This is a genomic window from Rheinheimera maricola (genome assembly GCF_016918075.2).
Classification (GTDB): Bacteria; Pseudomonadota; Gammaproteobacteria; order Enterobacterales; family Alteromonadaceae; genus Alishewanella; species Alishewanella maricola_A.
This window is the reverse complement of record NZ_JAERPS020000001.1, coordinates 645,004-660,725: the sequence shown is the minus strand read 5'-3', so window position 1 is coordinate 660,725 and position 15,722 is coordinate 645,004. Positions and strand designations below refer to the sequence as shown.

General features: G+C 47.5%; 14 protein-coding genes. 4 read left to right on the top strand and 10 right to left on the bottom strand.

What is annotated here, in order from left to right; genetic code table 11:
* Positions 1-23: 23 nt before the first annotated feature.
* From I4W93_RS03015 to tkt, 10 genes are all read right to left on the bottom strand, one after another.
* On the bottom strand, positions 24-1,283 hold the full coding sequence (locus I4W93_RS03015) for a tetratricopeptide repeat protein (RefSeq protein WP_205309909.1): 1,260 nt from the start codon (positions 1,281-1,283) through the stop codon (positions 24-26).
* Position 1,284: 1 nt separating this feature from the next.
* A complete protein-coding gene (locus I4W93_RS03010) occupies positions 1,285-1,902 on the bottom strand; it encodes an energy transducer TonB (RefSeq protein WP_205309910.1) in 618 nt (205 codons plus the stop codon).
* 2 nt (positions 1,903-1,904) lie between these two features.
* Entirely contained in the window at positions 1,905-2,309 is a 405-nt protein-coding gene (locus I4W93_RS03005) for an ExbD/TolR family protein (RefSeq protein ID WP_205309911.1), read from the bottom strand.
* Between the two features lie 12 nt (positions 2,310-2,321).
* Positions 2,322-2,849 (bottom strand): MotA/TolQ/ExbB proton channel family protein, encoded by a 528-nt coding sequence (locus I4W93_RS03000; protein ID WP_224673228.1) that lies wholly within the window; start codon positions 2,847-2,849, stop codon positions 2,322-2,324.
* On the bottom strand, positions 2,849-4,216 hold the full coding sequence (locus I4W93_RS02995; protein WP_205309912.1) for a MotA/TolQ/ExbB proton channel family protein: 1,368 nt from the start codon (positions 4,214-4,216) through the stop codon (positions 2,849-2,851). The genes I4W93_RS03000 and I4W93_RS02995 overlap by 1 nt, the downstream gene beginning before the upstream one ends.
* A 6-nt stretch (positions 4,217-4,222) precedes the next feature.
* Positions 4,223-4,993, bottom strand: a complete 771-nt coding sequence (locus tag I4W93_RS02990; protein ID WP_205309913.1) for a DUF3450 domain-containing protein — start codon at positions 4,991-4,993, stop codon at positions 4,223-4,225.
* 248 nt (positions 4,994-5,241) lie between these two features.
* Positions 5,242-6,306 carry a class II fructose-bisphosphate aldolase gene (fba, locus tag I4W93_RS02985; RefSeq protein WP_205309914.1) on the bottom strand — a complete coding sequence of 355 codons (1,065 nt, stop codon included), beginning with the start codon at positions 6,304-6,306 and terminating at the stop codon, positions 5,242-5,244.
* A gap of 49 nt (positions 6,307-6,355) precedes the next feature.
* Positions 6,356-7,537: a phosphoglycerate kinase gene (locus I4W93_RS02980; protein ID WP_205309915.1), complete on the bottom strand. Its 1,182-nt coding sequence runs from the start codon at positions 7,535-7,537 to the stop codon at positions 6,356-6,358.
* Between the two features lies 1 nt (position 7,538).
* Positions 7,539-8,567: an erythrose-4-phosphate dehydrogenase gene (gene epd / locus I4W93_RS02975; RefSeq protein ID WP_205309916.1), complete on the bottom strand. Its 1,029-nt coding sequence runs from the start codon at positions 8,565-8,567 to the stop codon at positions 7,539-7,541.
* A gap of 87 nt (positions 8,568-8,654) precedes the next feature.
* Complete coding sequence (tkt, locus tag I4W93_RS02970) at positions 8,655-10,652, bottom strand: transketolase (protein WP_205309917.1); 1,998 nt, start codon at positions 10,650-10,652, stop codon at positions 8,655-8,657.
* 329 nt (positions 10,653-10,981) lie between these two features.
* Here tkt and metK point away from each other — a divergent pair, with 329 nt between their 5' ends.
* From metK to gshB, 4 genes are all read left to right on the top strand, one after another.
* Positions 10,982-12,130, top strand: coding sequence for a methionine adenosyltransferase (metK, locus tag I4W93_RS02965; protein ID WP_205309918.1), 1,149 nt, complete (start codon positions 10,982-10,984; stop codon positions 12,128-12,130).
* Between the two features lie 190 nt (positions 12,131-12,320).
* Positions 12,321-13,904: an AbgT family transporter gene (locus tag I4W93_RS02960; RefSeq protein ID WP_205309919.1), complete on the top strand. Its 1,584-nt coding sequence runs from the start codon at positions 12,321-12,323 to the stop codon at positions 13,902-13,904.
* Positions 13,905-14,010: 106 nt separating this feature from the next.
* Complete coding sequence (gene rsmE / locus I4W93_RS02955) at positions 14,011-14,739, top strand: 16S rRNA (uracil(1498)-N(3))-methyltransferase (RefSeq protein WP_205309920.1); 729 nt, start codon at positions 14,011-14,013, stop codon at positions 14,737-14,739.
* 9 nt (positions 14,740-14,748) lie between these two features.
* Positions 14,749-15,711 (top strand): glutathione synthase, encoded by a 963-nt coding sequence (gshB, locus tag I4W93_RS02950; RefSeq protein WP_205309921.1) that lies wholly within the window; start codon positions 14,749-14,751, stop codon positions 15,709-15,711.
* The last annotated feature ends 11 nt before the right edge of the window (positions 15,712-15,722 follow it).

The following is a 15,722-nucleotide window of genomic DNA, read 5'->3' as shown; positions in this document are numbered from 1 at the left end:
ACCCCACAGACGTGGGGTTTTTTTTACAGGCTAATGCCTTTTTGTTTTGCTTTATCTCTGATATACGACTCCCAGCTACGCACCTGACGTGCCATAGACGGGTCTTTCTTCGCATTCATTAATGCAGCAAAGGCCTCTTTATATTTCTTCTGATAGAAATAAGCATCTACCAGGCTCATATAAACACCACTTGGCTTATCAACATTTAACGACAATGACTTATCATAAGCAGCAATCGCTTCGTTATACTTTTGTACTGCTGAATAAGCCGAACCCTGACGACGATAAGCATCGGCATCATTAGTCAACTTAGCCAGCTCACCGTAGTAATCGGCAGCTTTTGCAAACTCTCTAGCGGCTTGGTAATTTGACGCGATAAACGTCAGATTCGTTTTATCACGCTTTACTAAGCCACTTTTTACATGCTTCTCCATGGTAACTGCTGCTTTGTAAGGAATATTATTATTGGCGTACATCTGTGCCAACATCCTTACTTCAGAGTCCTTTTCCAGGTAGCCTTGTGAATATGCAAGCTGCAGCGTTGATAACGCCTTACCGTATTCCTCAGTCAGCGTATAAAAATTACCTAAGTAAACCCAGAACTGCTTATTCTCAGGGAACAGCTGTACCATAGTTTCAACAACAGCTACTAGCTCTTTGTATTGCTTAAGATCATAGTAAGCGGCCATTTTTAGCTGGTAAGGGCCTTCAATAGGCTTCGGCGAAAACCGAATTGCGTCATCAGCCGGAGCAATAACTTTGGCATGCTGTTCCATCAAGTAGTATGCATTAGCAATACGCATGTAAGCGTCAGCATTCTGCTCACCGGTAAAGCGGATCCAATCTTCATAGGCTTTAACAGCTTTCTGATACTGCTTATCTTGCAATAACATATCAGCTAACAGTTTCATCGACGTTGACTGATCACCAAATGACAATAAGTCAGGTGCAACTGCAAGTGTCAGATACTTAATCGACTGCTTCTCGTCTTTGGTGGCGTATAAGTTACCTAAAAACCGGTTTAACGTTGCGGTGTCAAATTCATTATTCGACTTAACTTCAAGCAGCTCAGCTATAGCTTCGTCAACTAAATCCTGGTTATACAGCTCGAAAGCTTTAACCAGAACTTTACCAACACGTTCGCCAACGATTTGCGTTTTACGTGCCTTACGTTCTTCCACTTTGGCCATGTTAGGTTGTACAGCAGCTAAAACAGGTGCAGCACACACACCCAACGCTGTTGCAACAACCAAAGCTGAGGTAAGTTTTTTCAACTTTTTCATATTAACCCCCTGCCATATCAAGCGTAAAGTCTAGTTGAACTTGTTGGCCCGTCTGCTTCATTGGCTTACCATCTACCACTTTAGGGCTATATTTCCAACGGCGAAGCGCGCGAATAGCTTCCCGGTCAAACACCCGGCGCGGCTCAGCTTCAATGACTTCAACTTCATCAACGCTGCCATCTTCCATAATACTGAAGCGCAACTTAACCCATCCTTGCAAGCCGTCACGTGCCGCCTGAACCGGATACCGCGGTTCAATACGTACGATTGGAGTAGCATCGCCATCGCGCATCATGCCGGAAGGGTCACCTAATCCGCCTGATCCTGCACCTAAATCCAGGCCTGGCATATTAAAACCAATGGCACCCGCAGCGTTTGCTGTTTCAGGCTCAGGTTGCGGCGCCTTTGGTGGTTGCGCCGGTGGCGGTGGTGGTGGTGGCGGTGGTGGCCGCCGCGTCTGCGTTTCTGAGTCTGGCGGCGTAGTGTTAATTTCTATAACAATACGCTCTTGCTCTTTCACTTCACGCTTTCCACTGGATTGCAGCAAAGTGGCCATCATTAAAAACAACAGAAACGTTACCACACCACCGATTATCAACGATGTTAGGAAACGTACCATAATTACTTAGTCTCCCCGGCTATACTAATCACCAACGTCGGATCAGCTGCTTTAATCTGATCCATGACTTCCATTACGATACCGTGCTTAGCTTCTTTATCTGCCTGCACAATAATGGTGTCTGTTGGTGATTCTGCTCTTAAGCGTTCGATGTTAGCAGATACCCGCTCAACATCTACCGCGCGCTTATCCATCCATATTTCACCGTTTGCACGGATAGCAATAAAGATGGTTGCGCTAGGCTTTTTCTGCGCTTGAGCAGCCTCTGGTTTATTAACATCAATACCGGCTTCCTTCACAAAAGAAGTGGTTACGATGAAGAAGATCAGCATGATGAAAACGATATCCATCATCGGCGTTATATCGATCTCTGCCGTTTCAGCTTCGCGAATACGTTTGCGGGCCATAAAAAACTCTCTTTAATGATGCGGCAGACTATCGGCCAGGCTCGCTTTTTCGCGCTTCACCTGTACGTCTAACCGCGCACTGAAAAATACACCTGATATCGCTGCAACCAAACCTGACATCGTCGGAATAGTCGCCATTGAGATACCTGTTGCCATGGTTCTTGGGTTACCGGTTCCCTGTGTTGCCATAATATCAAACACAGCGATCATACCTGTAACGGTTCCCAGCAATCCCACTAATGGGCACAGTGCAACCAAGGTTTTAATGAGCAGCATACGCTGATCTAATTTATCTGCAGCCTCGGAAATCCAGCAATCACGGATTTTATGCGCATACCATGATGTGGTATCAGCTCTAGCATCCCAACGGGCAATAATATCCTTTTTCAACTTCGGATATTCTGTCTTGAGAAACCAGTAGCGCTCTATCATCAAAAACCACATGATGAAGAGTACCAGGGCGACAACGTACAATACGTTGCCACCGGTATGGATAAAATCCTGAACAGATTCCCACAGCTCTACTAGCTGGAGTATCATTAGGCTTTCTCCTGCTCCGCGTGCGCAGCAATAATGCCAGCCGCCTGCTCATCTAAAATGTGCAGAATTGATTTGGCTTTTGACGACACAATAGAGTGAACAAACAGTAATGGAATAGCAGCAATCAGACCTTGTGCCGTTGTTACCAACGCCAGAGAAATTGAGCCTGCCATCAGTTTAGGGTCACCCGTTCCGTACAAGGTAATTTGCTGGAATGTTAAAATCATACCGATAACAGTACCTAACAGACCTAACAACGGTGCAACCGCAGAGAATAATTTAATTAAACCAACACCACGTTCAACTTTCGGCGTTTCGCGCAGGATAGCTTCATCAAGTTTCAGTTCAAGGTTTTCCGCATCAGCAGTCTTGTTCTCGTGGTATACACGCAGAATACGACCCAGTGGGTTAGATTCTGATGGATTAGCCAGATTTTTCAACTGAGCACGGATTTTTCCACCTACCAGCGACAGTGTAATAATACGCTCAAGCGCGATTAGTAAACCGATAAAGAATACCGCAGTAATGATATAACCTACTTGTCCACCTGCCTGATAGTATTCAAACAATGTAGAACGCTGTTGGTTAAGACGCAGTAAGCTATTGCCTTTAGTTGGGTCAAGGTAAATGCCAGTTAGTTCACCGCCGCTCGCGTTGTGGTAAGCCGCTACTGAGTCATGAATTTTTGACTGTGGCTGACGGCCTAATGGCTGGATTTGATCAGTGTCATTGTTCAGGATCAGATATTCTGAATCTGTTGTCAGGTGGAAAGTACCAAAACGAGTAACACGCTTAGTTTCAACACCACCGTCCAGCTTAACCACGTCAGCATCAAACTTAGCAATTTTGCCTGACTCTGTCATTTCAGTCAGCAATGCCATCCACAGGTCTTCCATCTCACCTAAAGTAGGTAATTCAGTGGCAGAGGCTACAGAGCGCAGTGGAACATCGCGATCTGGATACTGTGCACTGATGATAGAGCTGCTGATGGTACCAATAGACTGGTTAGCCGATTGACGTACAACGCCAAACAACTCACCCATGGTGCCTAAAGCACTTTCTAATTCTTGCTGTTTCTGGCCAATCAAAATATCGTTATCGGCATATTCTTTTTGCAAACGCTTACCGCGATTTTCTTCGTCAGTAAACTGCTTTTTAGCTGTGTTTAATAAGGCTTGCTTATCTGAGCGCTCAGACAGGAAAGCACGTTCACGTTCTTGGTTAACACGGCCTTCAACAGTACGTTCTTTCTTTAACTGCTCTAACAACTGATCTAACTTCTCAGTGTTAGCGGTTGCGTTAAAAGCAACACTAGCTGACAAAGTCACCGCTGCGGCAATTAACATCGACTTAAATGCTTGTTTCATTTGTTCTTACTCCGCTGCGATAAGTGGTACGCGATCCATCTCAAGCGTGGATTCACGACGCGCCATCTTGATAAACTGGGCTACTGACGTCAGGTATGAACCTGGTAACTCATCCCAGCTTGCAGATTGCTTATTCCACACCCAGCCAGCATTACCATCAAGTGACAATGCCATTAACGACAAGCGACCCGTGTTAACATAGTCAACTGTCATGTCCTGGCCGTTCAGCGTTAGCGTACCTTGGAAGGCATCCACTGTTGAACCGTAGCCAACTTCAATGCTGTATGCTTCTAAGATTTGACGGTATTGCTCTGATAATTGCACATCTGAGCGTCCCATCATTTCACGCAGTTTTTCGATACGCTCTAAACGACGTTCGGTACGCAGTGGAATGTCTGCGTTAACAAATTGCTCTAAAGCATCGATCATGCGGAACATCAAAGGTACTGTACCTTTGCGCGTATCTTCCAAGCCGTTAATCTGGCGCTGCACAGAATTAATTTGACGCTGTTGATCGGCAACTAACGTTGCTAAGAAATCATTGTAAACTTTTAAGTTTTCAGTCTGGTCAACTACCTGACGGTATTCACCCAGCAATTCCTGAGACTGCTCATAAATGGTATTAATTTTTTCTTGAGACTGAACTGCTGCGCGTTGGATCTGGCTTCCTTCCTGGTGCAAAGCTTTTAAATCTGAAGCCAGAACATTCGCAGATAATGCGAAAGTACCAGCCAGAGCTGTTGCAACAAGACTCTTGCGAATTTTATTGTTAAACATAGTTCCCAACCAATTATTGCTGATTAACGTAACCTGAAGTTGTAAGGGCCAGCCTGTTCGAACAGACAGAATAGGCCCTCGGTTAGAGGGTAAACCATCCGCATCATTACAGGTAAAAACACCCTTGTCAAGATAACACAGGCGTCCGGAGGTCTGCTCAGATGCGGCTATTTTTTTGGTTTAGCACCTTATTTATGTGCTTTATAACAAATGAAAATTATTTTGTTATAGCTCATTAATTTTTTTGCTTATTTTATGTTCGGCGTTAATTTGCCGGATACATATAACGCTACCATATCATCCAATGATATTGGTTTAATTTTACTGCCGTGTCCTGCTGCATTGAAGGCTTCATAACGATCAATACAAATCTCCATCATGGCTTTAACCGACTCTTGTAAATACTTACGTGGGTCAAACTCAGCCGGATGTTGAGTCATATAACGTCGAATGGCACCCGTTGATGCCAGACGTAAATCTGTATCAATATTTATTTTACGAACACCATATTTAATACCCTGCTGAATTTGCTCGACAGGTACACCATAGGTTTCTGGAATTTTACCACCATTGTCGTTAATGATTTTTAGCCAGTCTTGTGGCACTGAAGAAGAACCATGCATTACCAGATGGGTATCTGGAATACGTTGATTGATAGCTTTAATACGGTCAATTGCTAAAATATCATCCGTTGGTGGACGACTAAACTTGTAGGCTCCATGCGAAGTGCCGCAAGCAATCGCAAGTGCATCTACCTGCGTTTCGCGCACAAACTGCGCTGCTTCTTCCGGGTCGGTAAGCATTTGGTCATGGCTCAGAATACAATCAGCACCTATGCCATCCTCTTCACCCGCAGCGCCAGTTTCTAACGAGCCTAAGCAACCTAACTCGCCCTCTACCGACACACCACAAGCATGCGCTATTTCTACAACTTTACGGGTTATATCAGCATTATAGGCATAATCCATTGGTGTTTTGCCATCTTCACCCAAAGAGCCGTCCATCATTACCGATGAAAAACCCAATTGAATAGAGCGCTGGCAAATGCCCAGCGAAGTGCCGTGATCCTGGTGCATAACTACCGGAATATGCGGAAACTCCTCTACCGCAGCCAGGATTAAATGGCGTAAAAAAGGCGCACCGGCGTATTTACGCGCACCGGCAGATGCCTGCACTATTACCGGACTGTCGGTTTTGTCGGCAGCCAACATAATAGCGCGCATTTGCTCAAGGTTATTGACGTTAAAGGCCGGGATGCCGTAGCCGAATTCGGCAGCATGATCCAGCATTTGGCGCAGGGAAATAAGGGCCATGAAATCCTCTCTTAATCTTTTAGGGTACAGTTGTAATATGACATTATTATTATTGTGTTTTTGCGCGTTGTTCCAGTATAGCTACTGCCGGCAATGTTTTACCTTCCAAAAACTCTAGAAAGGCGCCGCCGCCGGTAGACACATAGGATACTTTGTCAGCAATATTGTACTTATCAATAGCCGCCAGGGTATCACCACCACCGGCAATTGAAAAAGCATCACTATCAGCAATAGCCTGGGCCAGCGCTTTGGTGCCAGCTGCAAATTGCTCAAACTCAAATACACCTACCGGACCATTCCAGACAATGGTACCGGCTGATTTTAAGATATTGACAAGCTGTGCTGTAGTATCAGGGCCAATATCAAAAATCATGTCGCCGTCATCAACCGCATTCACCGGCTTTAACGTGGCTGGCGTCGTTTCGCTAAACGCTTGCCCAACTACCACATCGGTGGGTACCGGGATATTACCGCCGCGGGCGTTAGCTTGCGCCATTAACCGCTGTGCTTCGGGGACTAAATCGGCTTCGAACAGTGATTTACCTACATTATTGCCATTGGCAGCGATAAACGTATTGGCGATCCCGCCGCCTACTATAAGCTGGTCAACAATACCGGATAAAGACTCAAGCACGGTAAGCTTAGTAGACACTTTAGAGCCACCTACTATTGCCACTAACGGTCGCTTAGGATTTTTCAGTGCCGCAGCCAGAGCATCAAGTTCAGCAACCAGCAACGGGCCTGCGCAAGCCACTGGCGCAAATTTTGCCACTCCATACGTCGACGCCTGGGCGCGATGCGCAGTACCAAAGGCATCCATCACAAACACATCACACAGTGCTGCCAGCTTTTGCGCCAAAGTGTCATCGTTTTTACCTTCGCCTTTATTGAAGCGTACGTTTTCAAACACCACCACTTCACCGGCATTAATGTCGATCCCAGCAAGATAATCACTCGCTAAACGCACCGGTGCTGCTAATGCCTGCGCCAGATAATCAACCACTGGCTGCAATGATGACTCAGCATCGTATACACCCTCTTCTGGCCGGCCCAGGTGCGACATAACCATCACTTTTGCGCCTTTACTCAACGCCAGTTCAATGGTCGGTATTGCCGCTCGTAAACGCGCATCTGAGGTTACTTTGCCATTTTTTACCGGCACGTTTAAGTCTTCGCGGATCAGTACACGTTTGCCGTTAAGATCCAAATCGCTCATGCGAATAACAGACATTTCAAGCTCCTTGTTTTAAATTTGGTTGCATTATTGCCCGCGCGGTATCGAGCATACGGTTGGCAAAACCCCATTCGTTATCGCACCACACCAGGCATTTAACCAGCCGTTTGTGACTAACCCGGGTTTGCGAACCATCAACAATGCAAGAATGCGCATTATGGTTAAAATCCACCGATACCAATGGCTCTTCGGTGTAGTCCAGAATACCGGCCAACTCACCCACGCGCGCTTGTTGCAGCACCTTATTCACCGCCGCTATGCTAACGTCCTGATGTAGGGAAACACTTAAATCCATTGCCGTGACATTTACTGTCGGTACCCGCACCGCTATGGCTTCAAAACGACCGGCAAACTTGGGCAAGATGCGCTCTATACCCAATGCCAGCTTAGTATCGACCGGTATAATAGATTGGCTGGCCGCGCGGGTGCGGCGTAAATCAGGATGATAGGCATCAATAACTTGCTGGTCGTGCATTGAGGCATGGATAGTGGTAATAGTGCCACTTTCAACACCAAAATGTTGATCCAAGACCTGTATAACCGGCACGATACAGTTAGTGGTACAAGACCCTGCCGATAAAACGGTCATATCAGCCGTTAAGCTGCTCTGGTTAATGCCATAAATAATAGTGGCATCGATATCGGTGTCAGCCGGATGCGAAAACAGCACTTTTTTCGCGCCAGCGGTCAGATGCCAGTTGGCATGTTCACGGCTGTGAAATACGCCGGTACATTCCAATACCACATCAACTGCAAGCTCAGCCCATGGCAGTTCCAGTGGATCCGCTTCGCAAAACAAGGCTATTTTATTACCCGCCACGGTAATACCGCCCTCGTAAGAGCCGACGCTAAAACCAAAACGACCGTGTGAGGTGTCGTACTTCAGTAAATGGGCGACCCCTTTAGCATCAGCCAGCTCATTAATAGCCACCACCTGCAACTCTTGCTGCCCGCCGTTTTCATAGATAGCACGTAAAATATTGCGCCCGATACGGCCAAAGCCATTTATTGCCAGTCTTATTGCCATAACACCACGCCACTAATCAACATTAAAACCGACATCAAAAATCCGATTAAAAAAACGGGACCCAACCTGGTCCCGTTACTTTGCCCATTATGCCAGTAGCTGCTCTGCAGCTTCGAGCACTTTTTCAGTAGTAATACCAAAATGAGCAAACAACTGCTCAGCCGGTGCTGACTCGCCAAAGCTGGTCATACCGATAATTTTGCCGGTTAAACCAACATATTTATACCAACAATCGGTAATGCCGGCTTCTACCGCAATACGCTTACTCACGGCTGCGGGTAAGACAGCTTCGCGGTATACGGCATCTTGTTGTTCAAACACATCAGTGGATGGCATAGATACCACACGCACTGCCTTGCCCTGCTCTGCCAGTTTAGCGGCAGCTTGCATGGCCAGTTCAACTTCAGAGCCGGTTGCAATAATAATCAGCTCTGGTACGCCTGAGCAGTCACGCAAAATATAGCCACCGCGGGCAATGTCAGCTAACTGCTGTGCACTGCGCGTTTGCTGCGCCAGATTTTGTCGGGTAAAAATTAGAGTAGTTGGTCCGTCAGTTCGTTCAATCGCGGCTTTCCAGGCTACCGCTGACTCAACCTGATCGCACGGGCGCCAGTTCATCAAGTTCGGCGTTGCACGCAGCGCGGCCAGTTGCTCTACCGGCTGGTGCGTCGGGCCATCTTCGCCTAAACCGATAGAATCGTGCGTGTAAACAAAGATAACCCGCTGCTTCATCAGTGCTGCCATACGCACCGCATTACGGGCATATTCCATAAACATTAAAAAGGTAGCCCCGTACGGCACAAAACCACCGTGCAGTGCGATACCGTTCATAATAGCCGACATACCAAATTCGCGCACACCGTAGTAAATGTAATTACCGCTGGCATCGGTGCCGGTAAGTGGCTTGCTGCCAGACCAGATAGTCAGGTTAGAACCGGCTAAGTCTGCCGAACCACCCATAAATTCAGGTAACAGCGGGCCAAACGCATTTAATGCATTTTGCGAGGCTTTGCGGCTGGCAATATTGGCCGGGTTGGCTTGTAACTGTGCAATATACGCCTGAGATTGCTCAGCCCAATTTGCCGGCAACTGCCCGGCAACACGACGACTGAACTCGGCGGAAAGCTCGGGGAATGCGGCACTGTAGCGGGCAAACAATTGCTGCCAGTCTTGTTGCTGTGCACTGCCTTTGGCTTTTGCGTCCCAGTCAGCGTAGATATCGGCCGGAATATCAAACGGCGCATGCGGCCATTGTAAAAAGTCACGCGCCGCGGCGATTTCGGCATCACCCAAAGGTGCGCCGTGGCAATCATGGCTGCCACCTTTATTAGGTGCACCATAACCAATGACTGTGCGGCAACAAATTAGCGTAGGTCTGGTGACGTCTGCTTTGGCCAGCTTAATAGCGGCTTCTACCGCTGCAGCATCGTGACCATCAACATTGCTTATCACTTGCCAGCCATAAGCTTCAAATCGCGCAGGGGTATTGTCGGTAAACCAGCCTTCAACATGGCCATCAATAGAAATACCATTGTCATCCCAAAAGGCAATTAATTTACCCAGGCCTAAAGTACCGGCCAGTGAACAGGCCTCGTGCGAGATCCCTTCCATTAAACAACCATCACCTAAAAAGGTATAAGTGTGATGGTCAACAATATCGAATCCAGGCTGGTTAAACTGCGCGGCTAACGCTTTTTCAGCAATCGCCATACCCACGGCATTAGTAATGCCCTGCCCCAATGGGCCGGTTGTGGTTTCTACACCGGGAGCATAACCATATTCAGGGTGCCCTGGTGTTCTGGAGTGCAACTGCCGAAATTGCTTTATATCATCAATGCTTAATTCGTAACCGCTCAAATGCAACAGAGAATACAGCAACATAGAACCGTGGCCATTAGACAAAATAAAACGGTCGCGGTTTGGCCATTGCGGATCTTGCGGATTGTGCTGTAAAAAGTCGCGCCACAATACTTCGGCAATATCTGCCATGCCCATCGGGGCGCCCGGATGACCAGATTTAGCTTTTTGCACTGCATCCATACTAAGCGCACGGATTGCATTGGCGAGTTGTTTACGAGATGGCATGTTCACTCCTGACATTGCGCAGCTTCTGCTTAGCGAAGCGTATTATTATTAAGCTGATATTGTAATGCGGTATGGTGCGCTATTTTCCCAGAGCCCCAGCCGGATGGCAAATTTAAATCCAACAGCAGGAATAATTTCCTCACGCCAGATCCAAATTACCCAGCCAACGTAACCAGCAAGGTAAAATAGCATTAAAGACGTCTGGGCGGCAGATTTTTCTGGCAAAGTGGTAACGCTTTCTCTAAAATACGCGCCTATTTTTTAGTTCAGGCCGGTGTAACCCTGTGCACAGAGCTAAACTGCATTAACCTTATTTTGGAATACAACAGATGGCACAACATATTTTTACTTCTGAGTCGGTATCTGAAGGACATCCGGATAAAATTGCCGATCAGATTTCAGACGCCGTGCTGGATGCAATCCTGGAACAAGATCCTAAAGCCCGTGTAGCCTGTGAAACATTCGTTAAAACCGGTATGGTCTTGGTAGGCGGTGAAATTACCACTACAGCCTGGGTAGATATTGAAGAAATCACCCGTAAAACCGTGCGCGAAATTGGCTATGTGCATTCAGATATGGGCTTTGATGCTGATTCTTGCGCCGTATTAAATGCCATTGGCAAGCAGTCTCCAGACATAAATCAGGGTGTAGACCGTGCCGATCCGAAAGAACAAGGTGCGGGCGATCAGGGCTTAATGTTCGGCTATGCCAGCAATGAAACTGACGTGTTAATGCCAGCGCCTATTACCTATTCACACCGTTTGGTGCAGCGTCAGGCACAAGTTCGTAAAGACGGCACCCTACCGTGGCTGCGCCCCGATGCAAAATCACAGCTGAGTTTTATTTACGAAGATGGCAAGCCAGTAGGCATTGATGCAGTAGTACTTTCAACCCAGCACTGCGATACTATTAGCACGGCAGATTTACGTGAAGCGGTAATGGAACACATTATCAAACCAGTACTGCCTGCCGAATGGTTAACGGCTAAAACTAAAATGTTCATTAACCCAACGGGCCGCTTTGTTATCGGTGGCCCTATGGGCGATTGTGGTTTAACCGGCCGTAAAATCATTGTTGACACCTACGGCGGCATGGCACGTCACGGCGGTGGCGCTTTCTCGGGTAAAGATCCGTCAAAAGTTGACCGCTCTGCCGCCTATGCGGCACGTTATGTGGCGAAAAATATCGTTGCCGCTGGCCTGGCAGACCGCTGTGAACTGCAGGTGTCATACGCTATCGGTGTAGCAGAGCCGACTTCCATCAGCCTGGAAACCTTTGGTACCAGCAAACTGAGCGAAGATGAGCTGATTGCACTGGTACGCGAACATTTTGATCTGCGCCCATACGGTTTAATTGAAATGCTAAAACTTGAGCGTCCAATTTATCTGCCAACCGCAGCTTATGGCCACTTTGGTCGTGAAGAGTTCCCGTGGGAGCAAACTGACAAAGCCGACATTCTGCGCCAGTACGCTAAATAATTCGTAAGCCCAAAGTGATGTTTTAGCAAAAAAGGAGAGCCAAGCTCTCCTTTTTCATAACCAGCGGTCTGTACGCTACACACTTTAGCCTTATCATCGGCCACTTTTTGTGTATTATAAGTCGTTGTGTTGTATCCAGGGTCCTCTGTCTAGCTACAGAGTGAAACAAAACTATAAGAAAGGAACCATTATGTCTGAACAAACTGCCCCTGCTGTAAAAAGCGGTTGGCTTAACCGTGCGCTAAACGCCATCGAAGTCGTTGGTAATAAATTACCCGACCCGGCCGTATTATTTGCTTTGCTGATGGTCATTGTCTGGGTTATTTCCTGGTTACTGTCTGGCGTAACCTTTACAGAGTTAGACCCACGCTCTGGGCAACAAATACAAATCGTCAACTTGTTGTCTGGCGAAGCACTGACTAATTTTACCTCAAGTATCGTTAATACCTTTGTTACCTTTCCACCTTTGGGCGTAGTACTGGTCGCTATGCTGGGTTTAGGGGTAGCAGAATATACCGGCTTTATTAACGCCGGTTTGCGCTCAATTTTAACCGTTACACCTAAAATGCTGTTAACGCCGGTATTAGTTGCCGTTGGTGTGCTAAGCCATGTCGCGGTAGATGCGGGCTACGTGTTAGTTGTACCGCTGGGTGCAGTGATATTTTATGCCGCGGGGCGTCATCCGCTGGCAGGTATAGCAGCGGCCTTTGCCGGTGTATCAGGTGGCTTCTCGGCTACGTTTTTCTTACCCTCCAGTTTAGATCCATTGCTGGCCGGTTTAACCCAAACCTCGGCGCAAATATTAGATCCCACGGTAACGGTAAACCCGCTAAATAACTATTTCTTTACCACCGCTTCAACGTTTTTAATCGTCATTATTGGCTGGGTATTAACCGATAAAGTGATAGAGCCACGCTTAAAAGGTACTAAAGTAGACGGTGATACATCACAAATGGTGACCATGGATGCACTGAAGCCGCATGAATTACGTGGCTTAAAAGCGGCGGGCTTATCTATGCTGGCAGTAGTGGCATTGCTGGTGTTAACCATAGCGCTACCTGAAACGACGCCGTGGGCAGCAAAACCTGAGCAAGTATTACCGGGCGTTAACCCGTTACTTACTGCGGCTGCGCCACTTATGAAATCTATTGTCAGCATTATTTTTATCTTTTTCCTGGTGCCGGGTATTGTCTATGGCTATGTCTCAGGCTCGGTGAAAAACCATCGTGATGTCGTCGCTGGTATGAGCCATGCCATGAGCGGTATGGGCTACTACATTGTTATGGCGTTTTTCTGTGCTTTATTTTTATATGCCTTCAGCCAGTCGAACCTGGGTGTATTACTGGCGTTGAAAGGGGCTAATGCGCTAAAAGCAATGGGCCTGCCGTTAGGTATGACACTGGTAGGTATTGTCTTCTTATCCGGTTTTGTCAATTTGGTGGTAGGTTCTGCATCAGCGAAATGGGCCTTAATTGGCGCTATTATGGTACCTATGCTGATGGAACTAGGCGTATCACCAGATCTTACTCAGGCGGCGTATCGGGTTGGTGACTCCTCTACCAATATCATTACGCCACTGTTGCCGTACTTCCCGCTCATCGTAGTTTTTTGCCAAAAATACGTCAAAAATAGCGGTATTGGTACCTTGGTTGCGCTGATGCTACCTTACTCGGTAGTGATGCTGGTACTGTGGACGGCATTCCTGCTTGGTTTCTGGGCACTGGATATTCCGTTGGGGCTGGGTTCAAGCTACAGCTACTCTGCCACGAACTAAAGCTGGCTAACTTAACAACAACCCTGCTGCGGCAGGGTTTGTTTTTTCTGTCGCTTGCCGTTGCCGCCTGCTACCATAACGGCATTATTCAGTTGCTGAAGTTTGTATGCGTATTCCAAGAATTTATCACCAGGGTGCTATTGCACTTAACCACGAGTTTGCTCTTGACGACGATGCGGCCAACCATGTCGGCCGTGTGCTGCGCATGGCCGTGGGTAGCGAGTTGCTGCTGTTTAACGGCGATGGCTTTAACTACCCTGCCCGTATCAGCAGTAGCGATAAAAAACGCGTAAACGTTATTGCCACCTCTCAGCAGCCAAACCCGGTGGAGTCACAGCTAAAAATTCATCTGGGCCAGGGTATATCGCGCGGTGACCGCATGGATTTTGCTATTCAAAAAGCGGTAGAGCTGGGTGTGACTGAAATTACCCCGCTATTTACCGAGCGCTGCGGTGTAAAACTGGACGGTGAACGTTTAGCCAAACGCAATGAGCAATGGCAAAAAATTGCTATCAGTGCCTGCGAACAAAGTGGCCGCAGTGTGGTACCGACAGTACACCCGGCGATATCACTCGATAGCTGGCTGGCTCAAGACACAAAAGAATTAAAACTAACCTTGCATCCGTGGGCCAAAGACACCATTAAGACGCTTATACCCAACTCTGATATCCGGTTAGTAATAGGCCCTGAAGGCGGCTTTAGTGAGCAGGAAATGGTACATACCACGGCAGCCGGTTTTAACGGCATTCAGTTGGGGCCGCGGGTACTGCGCACTGAAACCGCCGCACTTACCGCAATCAGTGCATTACAACTGCAATTTGGCGATCTGGCCTGAGGACACAACATGAGTAAACCCGTTAAGCTTGGCATAGTGATGGACCCGATATCGGCTATCAATATCAAAAAAGACTCCAGCTTTGCCATGTTGCTGCAAGCACAGCAGCGCGGTTATCAAATCCACTATATGGAAATGGCTGATTTATATTTACTGGAGGGCCAAGCCCGCGCAGCCACTAAACTATTGACAGTGCGGGAAGATCCGGCTGCTTGGTATCAGTTTGGTAGCGAACAAGACATCGCACTTAGCGAGCTGGATGTGATCTTAATGCGTAAAGATCCGCCGTTTGATACTGAATATATCTATGCCACCTACATGCTGGAGCGGGCAGAAGATGAAGGCACCTTAATTGTTAATAAACCGCAGAGCCTGCGCGATGCCAACGAAAAGCTGTACACCAGCTGGTTTAGCCAACATACGCCGAAAACCCTGGTTAGCCGCGATGCTAAACGTTTAAAGGCCTTTTACCAGACTGAACAAGATGTAATATTAAAGCCCCTGGACGGCATGGGCGGCGCGTCTATTTTCCGTTTAAAGCCGGGCGACGCCAATGTCAGCGTTATTATTGAAACGCTAACCGAACATGGCAACCGCTATGCTATGGCGCAGCGCTTTATTCCGCAAATCAGTGACGGTGATAAACGAATTCTGGTGGTAAACGGTAAACCCGTGCCATACTGTTTAGCACGCATACCGGCCAGCGGCGAAACCCGCGGTAACCTGGCAGCCGGCGGCCGTGGTGAAGCCAGACCCTTGTCAGAGTCTGACCTGGCCATTGCCAATGCGGTAGCACCAACTTTAAAAGCCAAAGGGTTAATTTTTGTCGGCCTGGATGTTATCGGCGACAAGCTAACCGAAATAAACGTTACCAGCCCAACTTGTATCCGCGAAATTGAAGCGGCGTTTCCAATCAGCATCACCGGTTTGTTATTTGATGAAATTGAGCAGCTGCTGGCAGCACGCCAGTGACAACCACGTTG

Bases quoted from the DNA above. Each gene is read 5' to 3' on its own strand.
- I4W93_RS02960 (WP_205309919.1), top strand. From the start codon at position 12,321: ATGTCTGAACAAACTGCCCCTGCTGTAAAAAGCGGTTGGCTTAACCGT.
- I4W93_RS02995 (WP_205309912.1), bottom strand. From the start codon at position 4,216: ATGAAACAAGCATTTAAGTCGATGTTAATTGCCGCAGCGGTGACTTTG.
- I4W93_RS02990 (WP_205309913.1), bottom strand. From the start codon at position 4,993: ATGTTTAACAATAAAATTCGCAAGAGTCTTGTTGCAACAGCTCTGGCT.
- I4W93_RS02980 (WP_205309915.1), bottom strand. From the start codon at position 7,537: ATGTCTGTTATTCGCATGAGCGATTTGGATCTTAACGGCAAACGTGTA.
- I4W93_RS03000 (WP_224673228.1), bottom strand. From the start codon at position 2,849: ATGATACTCCAGCTAGTAGAGCTGTGGGAATCTGTTCAGGATTTTATC.
- epd (WP_205309916.1), bottom strand. From the start codon at position 8,567: ATGGCAATAAGACTGGCAATAAATGGCTTTGGCCGTATCGGGCGCAAT.
- metK (WP_205309918.1), top strand. From the start codon at position 10,982: ATGGCACAACATATTTTTACTTCTGAGTCGGTATCTGAAGGACATCCG.
- gshB (WP_205309921.1), top strand. From the start codon at position 14,749: ATGAGTAAACCCGTTAAGCTTGGCATAGTGATGGACCCGATATCGGCT.
- I4W93_RS03010 (WP_205309910.1), bottom strand. From the start codon at position 1,902: ATGGTACGTTTCCTAACATCGTTGATAATCGGTGGTGTGGTAACGTTT.
- rsmE (WP_205309920.1), top strand. From the start codon at position 14,011: ATGCGTATTCCAAGAATTTATCACCAGGGTGCTATTGCACTTAACCAC.
- I4W93_RS03015 (WP_205309909.1), bottom strand. From the start codon at position 1,283: ATGAAAAAGTTGAAAAAACTTACCTCAGCTTTGGTTGTTGCAACAGCG.
- I4W93_RS03005 (WP_205309911.1), bottom strand. From the start codon at position 2,309: ATGGCCCGCAAACGTATTCGCGAAGCTGAAACGGCAGAGATCGATATA.
- tkt (WP_205309917.1), bottom strand. From the start codon at position 10,652: ATGCCATCTCGTAAACAACTCGCCAATGCAATCCGTGCGCTTAGTATG.
- fba (WP_205309914.1), bottom strand. From the start codon at position 6,306: ATGGCCCTTATTTCCCTGCGCCAAATGCTGGATCATGCTGCCGAATTC.